Source organism: Azonexus sp. MM2026_4 (genome assembly GCF_055901855.1).
This window is the reverse complement of record NZ_CM148380.1, coordinates 699,831-712,705: the sequence shown is the minus strand read 5'-3', so window position 1 is coordinate 712,705 and position 12,875 is coordinate 699,831. Positions and strand designations below refer to the sequence as shown.

The 12,875-nt window shown below is 60.9% G+C and carries 15 protein-coding genes; 2 read left to right on the top strand and 13 right to left on the bottom strand.

Annotated features, from left to right (window positions below; all coding sequences use genetic code 11):
• Positions 1 to 2: 2 nt before the first annotated feature.
• The 9 genes from AC0KWY_RS03155 to pilL2 all read right to left on the bottom strand — a co-directional run bounded on the left by AC0KWY_RS03155 (position 3) and on the right by pilL2 (position 6,299).
• Entirely contained in the window at positions 3 to 398 is a 396-nt protein-coding gene (locus AC0KWY_RS03155; RefSeq protein ID WP_474028195.1) for a TIGR03745 family integrating conjugative element membrane protein, read from the bottom strand.
• 78 nt (positions 399 to 476) lie between these two features.
• On the bottom strand, positions 477 to 725 hold the full coding sequence (locus AC0KWY_RS03150) for a hypothetical protein (protein ID WP_474028194.1): 249 nt from the start codon (positions 723 to 725) through the stop codon (positions 477 to 479).
• 9 nt (positions 726 to 734) lie between these two features.
• On the bottom strand, positions 735 to 1,154 hold the full coding sequence (locus AC0KWY_RS03145; RefSeq protein WP_474028193.1) for an integrative conjugative element protein, RAQPRD family: 420 nt from the start codon (positions 1,152 to 1,154) through the stop codon (positions 735 to 737).
• Between the two features lie 12 nt (positions 1,155 to 1,166).
• Entirely contained in the window at positions 1,167 to 1,925 is a 759-nt protein-coding gene (locus AC0KWY_RS03140; protein ID WP_474028192.1) for a TIGR03747 family integrating conjugative element membrane protein, read from the bottom strand.
• Positions 1,925 to 4,153, bottom strand: a complete 2,229-nt coding sequence (traD, locus tag AC0KWY_RS03135; protein WP_474028191.1) for a type IV conjugative transfer system coupling protein TraD — start codon at positions 4,151 to 4,153, stop codon at positions 1,925 to 1,927. Before traD ends, AC0KWY_RS03140 begins: the two co-directional genes overlap by 1 nt.
• Positions 4,150 to 4,740 carry a lysozyme family protein gene (locus AC0KWY_RS03130; protein ID WP_474028190.1) on the bottom strand — a complete coding sequence of 197 codons (591 nt, stop codon included), beginning with the start codon at positions 4,738 to 4,740 and terminating at the stop codon, positions 4,150 to 4,152. Before AC0KWY_RS03130 ends, traD begins: the two co-directional genes overlap by 4 nt.
• Before the next feature lies 1 nt (position 4,741).
• Positions 4,742 to 5,197 carry a hypothetical protein gene (locus AC0KWY_RS03125; protein ID WP_474028189.1) on the bottom strand — a complete coding sequence of 152 codons (456 nt, stop codon included), beginning with the start codon at positions 5,195 to 5,197 and terminating at the stop codon, positions 4,742 to 4,744.
• A complete protein-coding gene (locus AC0KWY_RS03120; protein ID WP_474028188.1) occupies positions 5,197 to 5,823 on the bottom strand; it encodes a hypothetical protein in 627 nt (208 codons plus the stop codon). Before AC0KWY_RS03120 ends, AC0KWY_RS03125 begins: the two co-directional genes overlap by 1 nt.
• The gene (pilL2, locus tag AC0KWY_RS03115) at positions 5,820 to 6,299 is read right to left on the bottom strand and encodes a PFGI-1 class ICE element type IV pilus protein PilL2 (protein ID WP_474028187.1); all 480 of its coding nucleotides are present in this window, start codon (positions 6,297 to 6,299) and stop codon (positions 5,820 to 5,822) included. The genes AC0KWY_RS03120 and pilL2 overlap by 4 nt, the downstream gene beginning before the upstream one ends.
• Positions 6,300 to 7,107: 808 nt before the next feature.
• On the opposite strand from pilL2, the gene AC0KWY_RS03110 reads away from it, so the two are divergent.
• Both AC0KWY_RS03110 and mobH read left to right on the top strand, forming a co-directional pair.
• The gene (locus tag AC0KWY_RS03110; RefSeq protein ID WP_474028186.1) at positions 7,108 to 7,509 is read left to right on the top strand and encodes a hypothetical protein; all 402 of its coding nucleotides are present in this window, start codon (positions 7,108 to 7,110) and stop codon (positions 7,507 to 7,509) included.
• Positions 7,510 to 7,516: 7 nt separating this feature from the next.
• Positions 7,517 to 9,838, top strand: a complete 2,322-nt coding sequence (mobH, locus tag AC0KWY_RS03105; protein WP_474028185.1) for a MobH family relaxase — start codon at positions 7,517 to 7,519, stop codon at positions 9,836 to 9,838.
• Positions 9,839 to 10,002: 164 nt separating this feature from the next.
• Here mobH and tnpA read toward each other — a convergent pair whose 3' ends face one another.
• The 4 genes from tnpA to AC0KWY_RS03085 form a co-directional block, all read right to left on the bottom strand.
• On the bottom strand, positions 10,003 to 10,455 hold the full coding sequence (gene tnpA, locus AC0KWY_RS03100; RefSeq protein ID WP_474028184.1) for an IS200/IS605 family transposase: 453 nt from the start codon (positions 10,453 to 10,455) through the stop codon (positions 10,003 to 10,005).
• Between the two features lie 70 nt (positions 10,456 to 10,525).
• Positions 10,526 to 10,705: a transposase gene (locus AC0KWY_RS03095; protein ID WP_474028183.1), complete on the bottom strand. Its 180-nt coding sequence runs from the start codon at positions 10,703 to 10,705 to the stop codon at positions 10,526 to 10,528.
• A gap of 486 nt (positions 10,706 to 11,191) precedes the next feature.
• Positions 11,192 to 11,653 carry a PaaI family thioesterase gene (locus tag AC0KWY_RS03090; protein WP_474028182.1) on the bottom strand — a complete coding sequence of 154 codons (462 nt, stop codon included), beginning with the start codon at positions 11,651 to 11,653 and terminating at the stop codon, positions 11,192 to 11,194.
• A 1-nt stretch (position 11,654) separates the two neighbouring features.
• Positions 11,655 to 12,836: a thiolase family protein gene (locus AC0KWY_RS03085; RefSeq protein ID WP_474028181.1), complete on the bottom strand. Its 1,182-nt coding sequence runs from the start codon at positions 12,834 to 12,836 to the stop codon at positions 11,655 to 11,657.
• Between the last annotated feature and the right edge of the window lie 39 nt (positions 12,837 to 12,875).

Below are 12,875 nucleotides of genomic sequence, written 5' to 3'. Positions count from 1 at the left end.
GATCACAAGACGGCTGCGGCTTCGGTCAGCAGGTAGACGATGATGACCAGGATGACAACGCCGACCACGGCATAGACTGCGACATCACTGAGCTCGGCACGGCCGACACGGAACTCGTTGAATTTGCCGATCGCGCCACCGGCGACGTTGATCAGCGCATACGCGGCGATCAGGAGACCCAGGAACAAGAAGCCGTTCTTGAAGTATTCCTTGGCGATCGAGATGTAGTCCCCCGTGGCCGTCCCGGTGGCCGGCGTGACAGCAGTCGGCAAGGCGGCCAGGACGGGGTTCGTCATGGTTGTGGCAAGCGCGGCGACGACGAAGGCCGCAAGACGAGCCTGCAGACGCGTCCGCGTGGATTGGTAGAGCTTCAGAAGCGTGGTCAGTGGGTTATGCATGGTGATTGCTCCAGTAAGGACGTGATCCCGCGTACTTGAGGTAGGCCGATGCCGTGCGGGAAGGCATCGGCCAGAAAATCAGACATTCAGGATGGAAACGACGAGCAGAACGAGCACCAGGACGCGCACCTTGAAGGCAAACATCTTGGGTGCTGGCATCCGACCAGCCAGGAAGTCATCCCCCAGCCGAAACACGATGTAGGCAGCCCACAGCAACAGCGCGGCCCCGGCAATCAGCCCGAGCAGCAGCGCGAAGTCACCCGGCAGGTATCCGCCAGATGTGCCGCCGACGGCGTTCTTGAAAGCGGTGGTTTGTGCGCTGTTCATGGGGATCGGTCAGCGACGGTAGTTGCCCTTGAGCGGCGGAATCGGGCGCGGCTGACGCGGAGCATCCAGGTGTTCCTGGATACCTTGCTGGATCAGCTCAAGATCACGGTCCAGCCAGTCGTAACGGAACTGCACCCGGGCTGCGCCCGGTGCCTGCTTGGAGGCATCAGCAACCTGGCGGCGCAGGTAGGTGATCTCCTGAGTCAAGTTGGCCAGACGTTCGCGCTCGACGTCGACCTTGTCCTGTACGCGCATTTCGGATTCGGCCCGGACGCGCTCGGCGCGCGGCGCGGGATCGGGGCGGTTTGCGTATGCCGTCACGGATTCCAGGCCAATGAAATCGCTTTCGTTGGCATGAAGCAGGCCGGTGAACGTAAGCGCCAACAATGCAGGCAGTGCATGACGGATGGAGCAGGACCGGGTTTGCATCGAGTTTTCTCCTTAAAGGTATTTTTTAAACGCAGCGACAGTGACGGAGAGCGACATCGCCACTAGCGCTGCGAACGTGAGAACCATCCACGCCGGATTGAAGCCACCGATCGGCCACGCCAGATACAGCGAGAAGCCAGCGGTCAGGAACCACGCGGTGTAGTGTTTGCTGTGGTGATAAACGAAGCTCGATTCGCGCCCACCGGACCACTTGCGTAAATCACGCTTGACCAAACCGTCGACCAGACCCAGTAGGCAGGCCATGGCAAATGCCGGCAGCGCAAAGAAGGCGACGCAGAGACGAACAGCGGTGTCCTGTGTCACGTAGAGCAGGATTTCGAGCACCCGGGCAATCTCGGCAAGAAGCCGCTTCAAGATCCGCTGCATCGGCTTGGCCGGTACCGTCTGTTCGGCATTCCTGGTGCGCTCAAAAAATGCTGGCGCGTTGAGTACGTCCCACGGTTTGGACACCAGGCGCACCATGTCTTTCGCAAATGCCACGGTGTTCGGCACCAGGACCGATTTTGGGAACAACTCGATATAGCCAAGATCCACGATCACCTGCGCCTGGGCATGCTCGATGGCCTTGCCTTTCCACCAGGTGTGATCGCCGATAAGTTCGATTGCGACTCCAAGGAACAACGATGTCACGATGGATGCAACAAATCCGATCAAGGCGGCAACGATGACGCTGACCGGTCCACGCGGCCGTGGGCGGCCGACCTGGCGTTGTGCCGGTGCGCTGTTCGCCGTTGCGGTGTTCGCAGCCATCAGGCCACCCCTTCGGTAGCGGATTCGACACCATCGGACGACGCCTCAGAAGCAACCGGATCGGCGGCATCGAGTGCCGGCGCGAGCGAGAAGTCGCCCAGGTCGACCAAGGCCGGCGAGCCGGCCAGGCCGATCGGCATGTCCTTGAGCCAATCGTTGTCCGATGCCCAGTTCTCGGAGGTGTGATAGCGAGCACGCATGGCATCGCCGATCGCGCGCAGCGACTCGGGCAGAAACTCGTCGTCATTGGCCGATACCGGCAGAGGTATCCGGATGTGATACAGGCGATTGCCTTCGAGCAACGCGAAGGCCTGGCCCTGCGGCTGCGCCATGATGTCGGCCGGCGTTAGCATCTCCGTCTGCGTGGTGCTGACCCGGTCCTCGTTGCGTGACACGAAGTCGACCGGCCCCTGGTCGGCCGAGCTATCGGTGACCCCCGAAACCGACGTCAAGCTGGTGATGTTGACCTTCGGCAATTGGTTGGTGAAAAACTCTGCCGTCTCGGCACTCTTCACGCGCAACATGACCAGGTGGTTGAAGTTGCCGAGCACCTGTTTGGCCTTGGCGGCATCGCCAAGCCGCGCCTCGATGTCGGGGATGGTCTGGGTGTACGCATGGATCCGGAAGCCCGAACCACCCATCTTGTTGACCATGGGCACGAATTCCGGGCCCACGAGCTCGTTCACTTCGTCAAGGTGGCAATCAACGGTGGGCAGAACGATCTTGCCTTCCGGATGATGGGGATCGAGGCCGGTCTTGTAGAGCTTGCCACCGACCGATACCAGGTCGGCCAGCATCGAGTTACCGACGGCGCTGGCCACGACCGGATCGGAGAGCGCATCCAGCCCGACGTAGACGATGCCCTTCTGGCGGATGATGCTCATCCAGTCGAAGATCGGCCGCTTGTCCGTGGTATCGAAATAGTCTGGCGAGATCAGCTTGCCAACGGCGCCAGTAGTGAGCTTTTCGAGGAAGGGGCCAAGGCTGGCCACGATCTTCTCGAAGAAGGTGCGCTCGTAGCGCACGGCAGACGCCAGCCCCTGCACCACTGGCTCGGGCAATTGCAATTCTTTCAGGACATGGACCAGGGCAATCAAGCGCGGCGTGCGGTCCTGCAGGGCGCGTGGCACAGCGTATTTCTTCTGCTGGATGGCTGCTTCAATCTGCTCGATTTTCTTCAGCCAGCCTTCCGGCCCGATCTTGGCCAGGACATGCTCGGAGTAGCGGACGAACAGCGGCTCGATGTCGGTGATGTCGCGCAGCAGCAGTTCGTAGGTGGGCACCATGCCGAGTGCTACCTGAGCCTGCGCGATCAGGTTGGTAAAGCGCCAGGCGAATTCCTTGAACGCTGCCGAGTTGCCGCCAGAGGGCAGGGCATTGGTTGCCCGGTTGGCGACTTCGGTGATGCGGGCAAAATTGCCGATGCCGTTGTAGCGCGCCGATAGTTCCGGGTAGCCCAGATGAAAAATGTAGAGCTGATCAAGGCGCCCGGCGCGTGCCGCTTCGGCGTAGACGCGCATCATCAAATCGGCGTCGCCCTTCGGGTCAATGACAATGACGCAATGCCCATCGCGGATATCCTGAGTCACCAGGAGCTCCATCAAGCGCGTCTTGCCGACGCGCGTGGTGCCGATGACAAGCGTGTGACCGACGCGGTGTTTTTGCGACAACGACACCGGTACTTCGTCCGGTTCGACGCCGTGGAGCAGGGGCGAGCCGCCCAGGTCGGGAATGTCGGCGATCGGGTTCCACCAGCGCGGCGCGACCAAGGCATTGCATACGCGTTCAAACCCGGGCAGTGGCGCGCGGGCGGCGCGCTTGACCAGCTTCCTGCAGGCTTTGGCGGTCAGCGTCCCCAAGGGACTCGGCGTCAGAAAATCGCGGGCGTCCGGCCGACGTGCATCGGTCAAGCGCTGGGTATGACGTTGCGTCCATTCAAACCCTTGCCCCATGTACAAGCGCTCGGGGATGCGCGGCAGCTTGTGCGGCGCAACGGAGGTGATCTTGAACTTGGTCAGGCCGACGGTGTAGCGCAGCACCTGGAAGCCCTGGGTGCCGCGATAGAGGGCGAAGCCTGTGGCGACGCCGGCAGCAGCCAGGCCAATCCCCGGCGACAGCATGAGTGCCCACGGCGCGGTCGCGGCAATGATGCCGATCGAACCGGCCGTCGCTGCGGAGTAGAGCTCGACGGGCGGGCGCAGCATGGCCTCGGTGACGCCGTATTTCATGCAGCCTCCCGTAGCATCGGAATGCGCCGGAAAACGGCCTTCGCATAGGCGGCGGCGCGCGCGGTATCGGTCGGATGGTGATAGCGGCCTGCTGCGACCATCCAGTCGCCGGCATCGCGGTAGTGGGTGGCCAGGATCGAGGCGCCGACCGCCAGGTTGTAGTGCGCGTCGAGCGCCTTCTCGAAGCTCTGCAGCTTGTCGCCATGCCAGCGCCAATTGACCTGCATCGGCCCGCAATCGACGTTCCTGATCCCGCGAGTGCGCACCCAATGACTCAACGCGCGCACGCCGTCGCCGTAGGTCGCGTAGCGATGCGGATTGCCGGCGACGTTGAGTGTCCACAGCCAGGGCAATACGCGCTCACCGAAGAGCATCTTCGATTCCTGCAGGGCGATGCCGTACAGCAGGCGGGGCGGTACACCGGCACGCAAAGCCGCGTCGCGATAGGCGGGCGGCACATCGAGCAGAAGCTGGCCACCGCGAGCCCGGGCGAGCGCTGGCAGCGCCATCGCCGCAAGCGTGCAGCCGGCGGCGGCGAGGAAGGCGCGGCGGCGAAGCGGAGAGGGATGGTCGAAGGCGTGCATCATGTCAGCGCAGGAAGACTTCCTGGCTCTTTGGCAACTTTGCCCCACCGAAATCGAGGAGCTTTTCGTTCGGATAAAGGCGCTTCGTGACTTGCCCGTAGGTCGCGGTCCAAGCCAGGACGCGCTCGGTATCAGCGCGCAGCGCCTTGGCGAAGAGCGTGGCGTAGCGAGTGCGTTCAGCGGCGGTCTGAGCGTGAATGCCGAGCACCTCGACCGGCGAGATGTTCGGCGACGAGAATGTCGCCCTGGGGCTGCCGGGCTGCATCAACTGACGTGCGCGCTGCACTTCCTCGACAGTCAGTCCCCAGACCCGTGCCTGCTCGATGTCCGATGCGGTTTGGGCATTCTGGGCCACGGCAACACCGCCCCGCTGGGTCCGGCCGATCTGGGTTGCGACAGGTTCGGCGGCACATGCCGCGCCAGCGATGAGTAGGGCGAGGACGGAGAGGGCACGCCGCATCACTGCGCCTTTCCGATCAGCGTGGACACTGAACCATCGGCATGCCGGACGGTGACGCGTTGCTCGGCAACCTGCACGCCGCCGATGACGCCGCCGCCGGGCAGGCGGTCACCGAGTGTCAGGAACTGGACCTTGCCGTCGCTGTCGCGCACGACCACGGACGGCTTGCCTCCCCAGCTATCAACCGAGAGCACCGCCGCTTTGGGCGCCGCCGACTGGGCCGCCGGCCTGGCGGCGCGACGATTCTGCTGCGCTGCCCGGCGCTCTTCCGCCTGGCGCGCAGCTTCGGCCGCCTTCTCGGCCTCAGCGTCGGCACGCAAGCGCAAGGTCGCGACGTCGGCCGCGATTGCGGTCTGCGCGTCGATCGAGAGAGTGACCTGCGCGGTGAGGTAGCGCACCATCGTTTCCAACCGATCCAGTCGCTCCACCACCGCATCCGGCACCTGAGCTACCGGTTCGGGAGCCGGCAAAGCCACGGGCTCGGGCCGGGTGATGGCGGTGAAGTAGCCGAATGCGGCAAGGACCACGACCAGAAGGACGAGCGAGCCAGCAATGGCACTGGTGCGTGACAGGCGGCGCTTAATCGGCGCCGGTGCGTCCGGGGAAGGGGAGGGTGTATTCATCATTGGGAGGCCTCGCTATTCGCGGCAGGGGGGGTAACTGCTGGGCAGGAGGAGCCATTGATATCGGCCTGCACCACAATTTCGCGGCCGAAGCGATCAACACACAGCCGGTAGTTGCTACCGCTCAGTACCTGGGCCAGCGTGCTGACCCGGGCGGGGCCGAGCTTGCGTTGCGACTCGGGGAGCGGCAACTGGAACAGGCGAGTGCTGTAGTCGTCTGCCGGGCGAATCGTGTAGCCGGTGCGCTGTAGCAAGTAACGCAGGGCATCACCGACGTTCTGGATCGCTTCGCGAGGAAACTTCAGTTGAACAACGACGGCCAGGGGATCAATTTCGGCGGTCTCGATGGCATCGGTGGTGGAGGTATAGCGACCGACGGTAATGGCGTCGCCATCCCTCGGCGCGGCGCTTGCGGCAACGGAAATCGAAAGAAGTGTTGCAGCCAGCATGAGATAACGACATAGCGGATGCGTCAGCATTTGGAAGCCTCGAATGTCATCAAAAAAACCCCCGGCGTGAGCCGGGGCCAAGGAGGGATGGACACACAACGTCCGTTCCAGTCACGGCGAGACAGTAGGTTTTTGCGACGCGGGCTTCCAGCGAAAAGGGGGAAAAAGATTTATGAGGCTTTTCGCTGGACAGAAATATTCTGTCGTGCTATGGCGACGGGATTTTGACGGCCGGTTCTGGATCGAGAAATTACGATGCGATATGGTTCGCAGTTCATGAACTGCGAACTGCCATGAGGCACGCGCGCCCTGCCGGACATGCCAGGCGCGGGCGGGACGCAACGTCACGCGGGTGGCGGAAATGCCCGCACGGCAAAGGAAACGGCTGGGGCAAGCCGGCGGCGGCTTGCCCTCTACAGGGGTACAGGCCCTATCTGAAAGGCCGCGCCAGCCCTATAAATCGGGGGCTGGCGCAAAGGGTTTTACTGGGAAGGGAGAGGCGAATTACAGGTAGAAAATCTACGGGTAGTTTCTGGTCCGCGCGGCGCGTACCAGAAACAAAAGGCACTGTCCAGCGAAAAGCCGTTATCGTTGATAACGCCTTTTCGCTGGACAGCAGAAGCAAGCCACGGACAATCCGCAGCACCCGTTGTGGCGTGGCGCAAATCAGATGACGAAAGGCTTGCAACCATCGGCACACACGGGCGTCTACGCATAGTGTTGTGCTGGAACGGCAATACGGTCGGTCAGTTGGCAGCTATAACTAACGTGATAGAATCATTTCATGGTCGGACTTCCCCCAATATCTCCCGAACACCAGCGCGAGCATTGTGCTGCAATGGATCGTATCGGTTGTCACCTTGACGCACTCGGCGAGCCCGGGTGGTTTGGTGTCATTTTGGAATGGCTCGACCACTACGCCGGGCTTGAGCAATATGTCTGGCCGGAAGACGATCCTGTCGTGTTGGTTCTTGGCCTGCTGCAGGACTACATCAAGCTGGAGCGCAAGCTCCGGCCGGGTGATTTTGCGCGCGAGCTCGCGGCACTGTCCTTTGTTGGACTGGCGGCACGGCACGTAGACGGAGGCAATCGCTGGGATCCATTGACCGAGAAGTTCGAGACATGGACCCGTGGCGAATACGTCAACGTGTGGGACGCCCTGGAATCCGGTTCGATCCGTGATATGACCCAGACCAGATTGGTGGTCAGGTTTACCAAGGCGAGCACACCCTCAATCTGAAGCAGTGATGTCGCTGCTCGCGGTTATTCTGGCCGCTGTATCGTTCGCTGCCGCCGGGTGGATTGCCTGGCGTTATCTGCGCCAAGCCACCGAACCGGCTGCCACACCCGCAGCGGTGACCGTGCTGCCGGCACCGGTGATACCTCGGTTGTCGGGAAGCGCAGATAGCTGGCTCAGGGTGCAACCTGGCGCAGTCCTGCTGCAGTATTGCCACGCACAGCGAACCATCGACGAAATCTATCGCCAGACGCGCCTGGCGCAGGATGTCTTCGAGCGTGACTTGCGCAATGCACTGGTCGCCTACGCCGAGTTCGTGCAATTGGCGCCCGCCTCGGAATCACATCACCACGCCCATCCCGGCGGACTTCTGGCGCATACACTGGAAGTGCTTTTGGCTGCTACAACGCTGCGCAATGGGTATCTGTTGCCGCTGGGCGCACCTACCGAAACCATTGATCGCCAGCGCGATCACTGGACCTACGCTGTGTTCTACGCGGCTTTGCTGCACGACATCGGCAAGATCATGACCGACTTGCGCCTGCATGTTCGCGACACACCCCAATCGCAGACGCGCCGCTGGCTGCCGCTATCCGGCCCCCTGACGCAATCGCATGCCACCGAATACCAGGTTGGCTTTGCGCCAACCGCTGAACGCGATTATCTGGCCCACAAGAAACTATCACTGATCTTGCTGCAAGCCATTGCTCCGGCCAATGCACTCGCTTTTCTTGGGCGAGAGAACTCGGTCCTGGAGGCGCTGAGTGCCTATCTGGGCGGCGAGGGCGCCAAACCTGGCACCAGCGCCTTCGAGGGCGTAAAGACACTTGGCGCAATCATCCGGCAGGCAGACCAGATGTCCGTTGCTCACAACCTGCAGAGCGGTCCGCGACAACGTTTCGCGACCGCCACGGCAGTGCCGCTCATCGAGCGGCTGATGAGCACAATCCGCAGTTTGCTGGCGCAAGGCACCGCCCTACCTCTGAATCGGGATGGCGCAGCAGGCTGGGTCTTTGATGGCGCAATCTACTTCGTGGCCAAGCGACTGGCCGACAAGGTCCGCGAGCAAATCCAGAAGGACGAACCCGAGGATGCGGCCGGCGTCCCCGGGCCGAACAAGAACGATCGGCTGTTCGACACCTGGCAGGATTATGGCGCAATCGATCTCAATCCCGTCACCGGCCAGGCCATCTGGCACGTCATGATCGAAGGCGAGGGCTACAGTCACGCCTTGTCGGTGTTGCGCTTCCCGTTGCATCGCCTGTACGACGATCCGGCTCGCTACCCGGCGGCCATGGCCGGTCGTATTGTTCTGGTCGAGAAAGGCGCCAGCAAAGTCAAGGTAGCGGCCGCCGAATTGGCAGGGGAGGGCAGTGCTGTCGCTGCGACCGCCGCGCCCATGGAATGGGATGCGCCGGCGAACGATGTACCTACGGCGCTACACCCTGCTGAAACACAGCTTCCACTCGTCTTGCCTGACGCAACGCCGACGCCGGCGCCGGCATCCAGATCGCCGAAGGATCGAGCGCGCGATGCGGACCCTGACGACGACCTGTATGAACCGCTTACCACTGAAGCAGTTACGAGCTCGGCGGCCTTGGCGCCACCGCCGAGCCCTCCAGGGCGACCTCGAGAACACGATGGTGATCGACCTGCCAAGGCAGTAGGCCGATCCAGGGAGATACAAGCGCCGCGCCCACCGCGAGCCGCTGAGAGCAAGAAGCTCGCGGTGATTGATGCCAAGCCGCAGAAAGCCGCCAGCACGCCGCGAAAGGATTCAAGTCCCCCCGAGGCGAAGCCGAGCTCGCCTGGTGATGATTTGCTCGACGAGTCGGACGCGATCGTGACGCATCGACGCAAGAAGCCGGCCGGCAATCGCGCAGCGCCGACAACCACGGTCGCGCCTTACGCCGTCGCGCCGAAACTGGTGCCCAGCGGGCCGACGGCCGAGCCGACGCCCCTGGCGATCGCTTTTATCGAATGGGTGCAACATGGGCTGGCCAGCGGCGGGCTGACGTACAACGAACCGGGCTCGCCGATCCATTTTTTACCGGCCGGTATGGCGCTGGTTTCACCACGGATCTTTCGGGACTACGCAGAGACGGTCGGCGAAAGCAGCAATGCGGTGCAACAACAAGTAATCGCCGCCGGCTGGAACGTCAAGGCTGCAGGAAACAGCAACATTCTGCACTTTGCCGTCGTCAAGCGTGACGGTGTTCGCGCAGGCAAGCTCAGCGCAGTGGTCATTGAACAGCCGGAACGCTGGGTCAATCCGCTGCCACCGATCAATGGCTGCATCGTGCCGTTTGATCTGTCGACCAATGCCTCGTAAAAATGACATTTGAACAAATACGTTGACAGTCCTCGCCTGTTTACGGCAATGTGACGGCGGAAGGACTGAACGGCCAAGGGTGTAGCTGTGAAGCGCGCATAATTTGTATTATGTTAAATTTAACGAAAAATTATGCACATAGAATTACTCGGGTTTGCGCGCCCCTACCTCAAGTTGTTGACTAACAATCTCCACAGGCCGAGTTGGTCCAACCTTTCGTCCTCTTGCTCCTGCTTCTTGATGTACTCCCTTACCACTGCCTCATCACGACCGACTGTCGAAACAAAGTACCCCCTTGCCCAGAAATGCTGCCCAACAAAGTTCCGCTTGCGCTCTCCATACACCCGTGCCAAGTGAATCGCGCTCTTGCCCTTAATGAAGCCAATCACCTGCGACACCGCATACTTCGGCGGTATCGCAATCATCATATGCACATGGTCAGGCATCAGATGCCCTTCCACAATCTCGCTCTCCTTCTGCGCCGCAAGCTTGCGGAACACTTCTCCGAGATGCTTACGCAGCTCCCCATACAACGTCTTTCGCCGACGCTTCGGGATGAATATCACGTGATATTTGCAGTCCCACGCCGTGTGGCTCAAACTTTCAAACTTGTCCATCTGGTTTCTTCCTTTCATGTGCTTGGCGGCTCACGATTGAAAGTTTCCACGATGGACAACCCCGAATACGTCAAACTTTTACTGCCTCCCTGGCAAAGCCGGGGGAACTCCCTTGGTTGTTAGCATTGACGCCGTTGGCCAGGGTAATCCCAGCCACCGAGGCGCTTGGCTCGCAGCAGGCTTCCACCACCGCCTGCTTGAACGCCTCCGGGTGATGCCGCCGCCGGCGAATTGGCTTCTGTATTTCCATTGATAGCGTCCACCATCGCTTTTAAGGGGACACTATCTTCGCGGCCTATCGGAGCAATTTGTAGGTGGGTTTGCCGGGGGCTTACAATTTCGAGGCCTCAATTTAGCCCCTTCGGTCTCAAGCTAGCCCCCTCGCTAGGATGAGGAAGATACGCAAACTATCCCCCTGCCGCAAAGCAGTCTCTTAGGCTGCAGGGGGATAGGATTACATCAGGCTGGCTTCTGTTGTTCCTTCGTTGTTTCAAGGTGAAGGATCCACTCCCCTACCCTATTTCTTTGACATTACCCCCAGTAGGTCAGAGGTTCGGCATTTCCAGCGTTCGCAGGATTGACTGCAGAAGTAAGAAGCGCACTCAGTTCCAGACACCCCACGCGAAAGATTACAGACCGTGAAGGACGGAAATGCGAATAACCGGCTTGTGGTGAAAGCCAGCTGGTCGGCCAGAATTGAATTTCGTTGTCGCTGAAAGAATTTCGAATTCTGGACTCATGCTCCTGCAGCCCGGTCGATAATCAACAGCGTCGATGTCGCTGAGGCAAAGAGCTTGCCCTCGGCGTCTAAAAGACGGGCTTCGGCAAAGGCAACTCGCCGCCCGATGGAAACGACGCTACCCTCTGCCCGCAAGGGCCCCGTGTTATGCGTTATTGCCTTGTGGTAGGTGGTTTTCAGTTCCAGAGTTGTGTAGGCCTGAGCCGCCGTCAATCTGGAATGAACGGCACATCCGCAAGCCGAGTCAAGCAAGGTTGCAGCATAGCCTCCATGGACAGTCCCAAGCGGGTTGTAGGCATGTTTGCCGGGTTTGCCGGCAAAGACGGCTTTGCCGACATCCACCTCAATGAGTTCGAAATCCAGTGACACCAAAATCCCTGGCTTGCGGCCGGAAGACATCAGTGCCCGCAACTGGTCGAGGCCATTGAGTCCGGCGCCGGTTTCTTCGATGAGGCTCATTTCAACACCTTTCGAGACAGAGAGCGATGCCCTGACCGCCGCCGATACACAGCGAGACGACAGCCTTCGATTGACCGGTGCGTTGCAAGGCATGTGCTGCCTTCGTAATCAGGATGGCGCCGCTTGCGCCAATGGGATGTCCATGAGCGATCGCACCACCATCGACATTGAGGCGCGCCGGATCGATGCCCAATTTGGCCTGTGCGACAAGTGCTACAGCAGCGAAAGCTTCATTGATCTCATAGCGATCGACGTCATCGACCCACCAGCCAGCTTGTGCGAGTGCCTTGTGGATCGCCGGGACCGGCCCCACTCCGAACATCCCCGGCTCGACGCCCACCACTGCCGCACTGCGGATCACGAGCATAGGACTCAGACCGAGTTCTTGTGCCAATTCACGCTCACAAACGATCATCGCGGCAGCACCAGCGTTAATTCCTGGAGCATTGCCGGCAGTGATTGTGCCGTCAGGGCGGAAGGCGGGCTTCAGTCGTGCGAGGGACGCCTCGGTGGTTTCCGGACGATTGCTTTCGTCGGATGCAAACAGTGTCGTCCCTTTTCGCGACTCAATGGCGAGAGGAGCGATCTCGGGGACAAAATAGCCCGCTTCTTTTGCCGCGGCAAAACGCTGCTGGCTGCGCGCAGCGTAGGCATCCTGGGCCTCGCGGGTCAGACCAAACTGCTGCACCAGATCTTCGGTGTGCCAACCGGAGTGCTGCGACGAGAAGGCATCGTGCAAGCCATCCAGAAGTATCGAGTCAACGGCCCCCGCATCGCCCATGCGAGCACCGAAGCGCATGGCGGGCATCAAATACGGCGCGCGATCCATATTTTCCATTCCGCCGGCGATCACGCAGCGGGACAAGCCGCTGGCAATTTCGGCAAATGCCGTGACCACCGCCTGAGCCCCGGAGCCGCAAACACGATTAACCGTCATGGCTGGCACATCAACCGGCAGGCCTCCGTGAATCGCCGCCTGCCGGGCAATGTTCATGCCGTTGCCAGCCTGGATCACATTGCCCATGATCACAGAATCGACAAGCGCCGGATCCAACCCGGCACGTTGAAGTGTCGCAGCGATGACATGAGCGCCTAGCGTGGCAGCCGGAACATCCTTTAATGCGCCTCCAAATGTGCCGATGGCACTGCGGACCGGAGAGCAGATAACGATTTCGTGGTTCATTTTCTTTCCTTATTTATCAGATGAGGTTCCCTGGTCCGT

Excerpts from the sequence above, each read along its gene's own strand:
- AC0KWY_RS03085 (WP_474028181.1), bottom strand. The coding sequence starts at position 12,836 with ATGAACCACGAAATCGTTATCTGCTCTCCGGTCCGCAGTGCCATCGGC.
- tnpA (WP_474028184.1), bottom strand. The coding sequence starts at position 10,455 with ATGGACAAGTTTGAAAGTTTGAGCCACACGGCGTGGGACTGCAAATAT.
- AC0KWY_RS03155 (WP_474028195.1), bottom strand. The coding sequence starts at position 398 with ATGCATAACCCACTGACCACGCTTCTGAAGCTCTACCAATCCACGCGG.
- AC0KWY_RS03145 (WP_474028193.1), bottom strand. The coding sequence starts at position 1,154 with ATGCAAACCCGGTCCTGCTCCATCCGTCATGCACTGCCTGCATTGTTG.
- AC0KWY_RS03090 (WP_474028182.1), bottom strand. The coding sequence starts at position 11,653 with ATGAGCCTCATCGAAGAAACCGGCGCCGGACTCAATGGCCTCGACCAG.
- AC0KWY_RS03095 (WP_474028183.1), bottom strand. The coding sequence starts at position 10,705 with ATGGAAATACAGAAGCCAATTCGCCGGCGGCGGCATCACCCGGAGGCG.
- pilL2 (WP_474028187.1), bottom strand. The coding sequence starts at position 6,299 with ATGCTGACGCATCCGCTATGTCGTTATCTCATGCTGGCTGCAACACTT.
- AC0KWY_RS03150 (WP_474028194.1), bottom strand. The coding sequence starts at position 725 with ATGAACAGCGCACAAACCACCGCTTTCAAGAACGCCGTCGGCGGCACA.
- AC0KWY_RS03130 (WP_474028190.1), bottom strand. The coding sequence starts at position 4,740 with ATGATGCACGCCTTCGACCATCCCTCTCCGCTTCGCCGCCGCGCCTTC.
- AC0KWY_RS03125 (WP_474028189.1), bottom strand. The coding sequence starts at position 5,197 with ATGCGGCGTGCCCTCTCCGTCCTCGCCCTACTCATCGCTGGCGCGGCA.
- mobH (WP_474028185.1), top strand. The coding sequence starts at position 7,517 with ATGTCGCTGCTCGCGGTTATTCTGGCCGCTGTATCGTTCGCTGCCGCC.
- traD (WP_474028191.1), bottom strand. The coding sequence starts at position 4,153 with ATGAAATACGGCGTCACCGAGGCCATGCTGCGCCCGCCCGTCGAGCTC.
- AC0KWY_RS03110 (WP_474028186.1), top strand. The coding sequence starts at position 7,108 with ATGGATCGTATCGGTTGTCACCTTGACGCACTCGGCGAGCCCGGGTGG.
- AC0KWY_RS03120 (WP_474028188.1), bottom strand. The coding sequence starts at position 5,823 with ATGATGAATACACCCTCCCCTTCCCCGGACGCACCGGCGCCGATTAAG.
- AC0KWY_RS03140 (WP_474028192.1), bottom strand. The coding sequence starts at position 1,925 with ATGGCTGCGAACACCGCAACGGCGAACAGCGCACCGGCACAACGCCAG.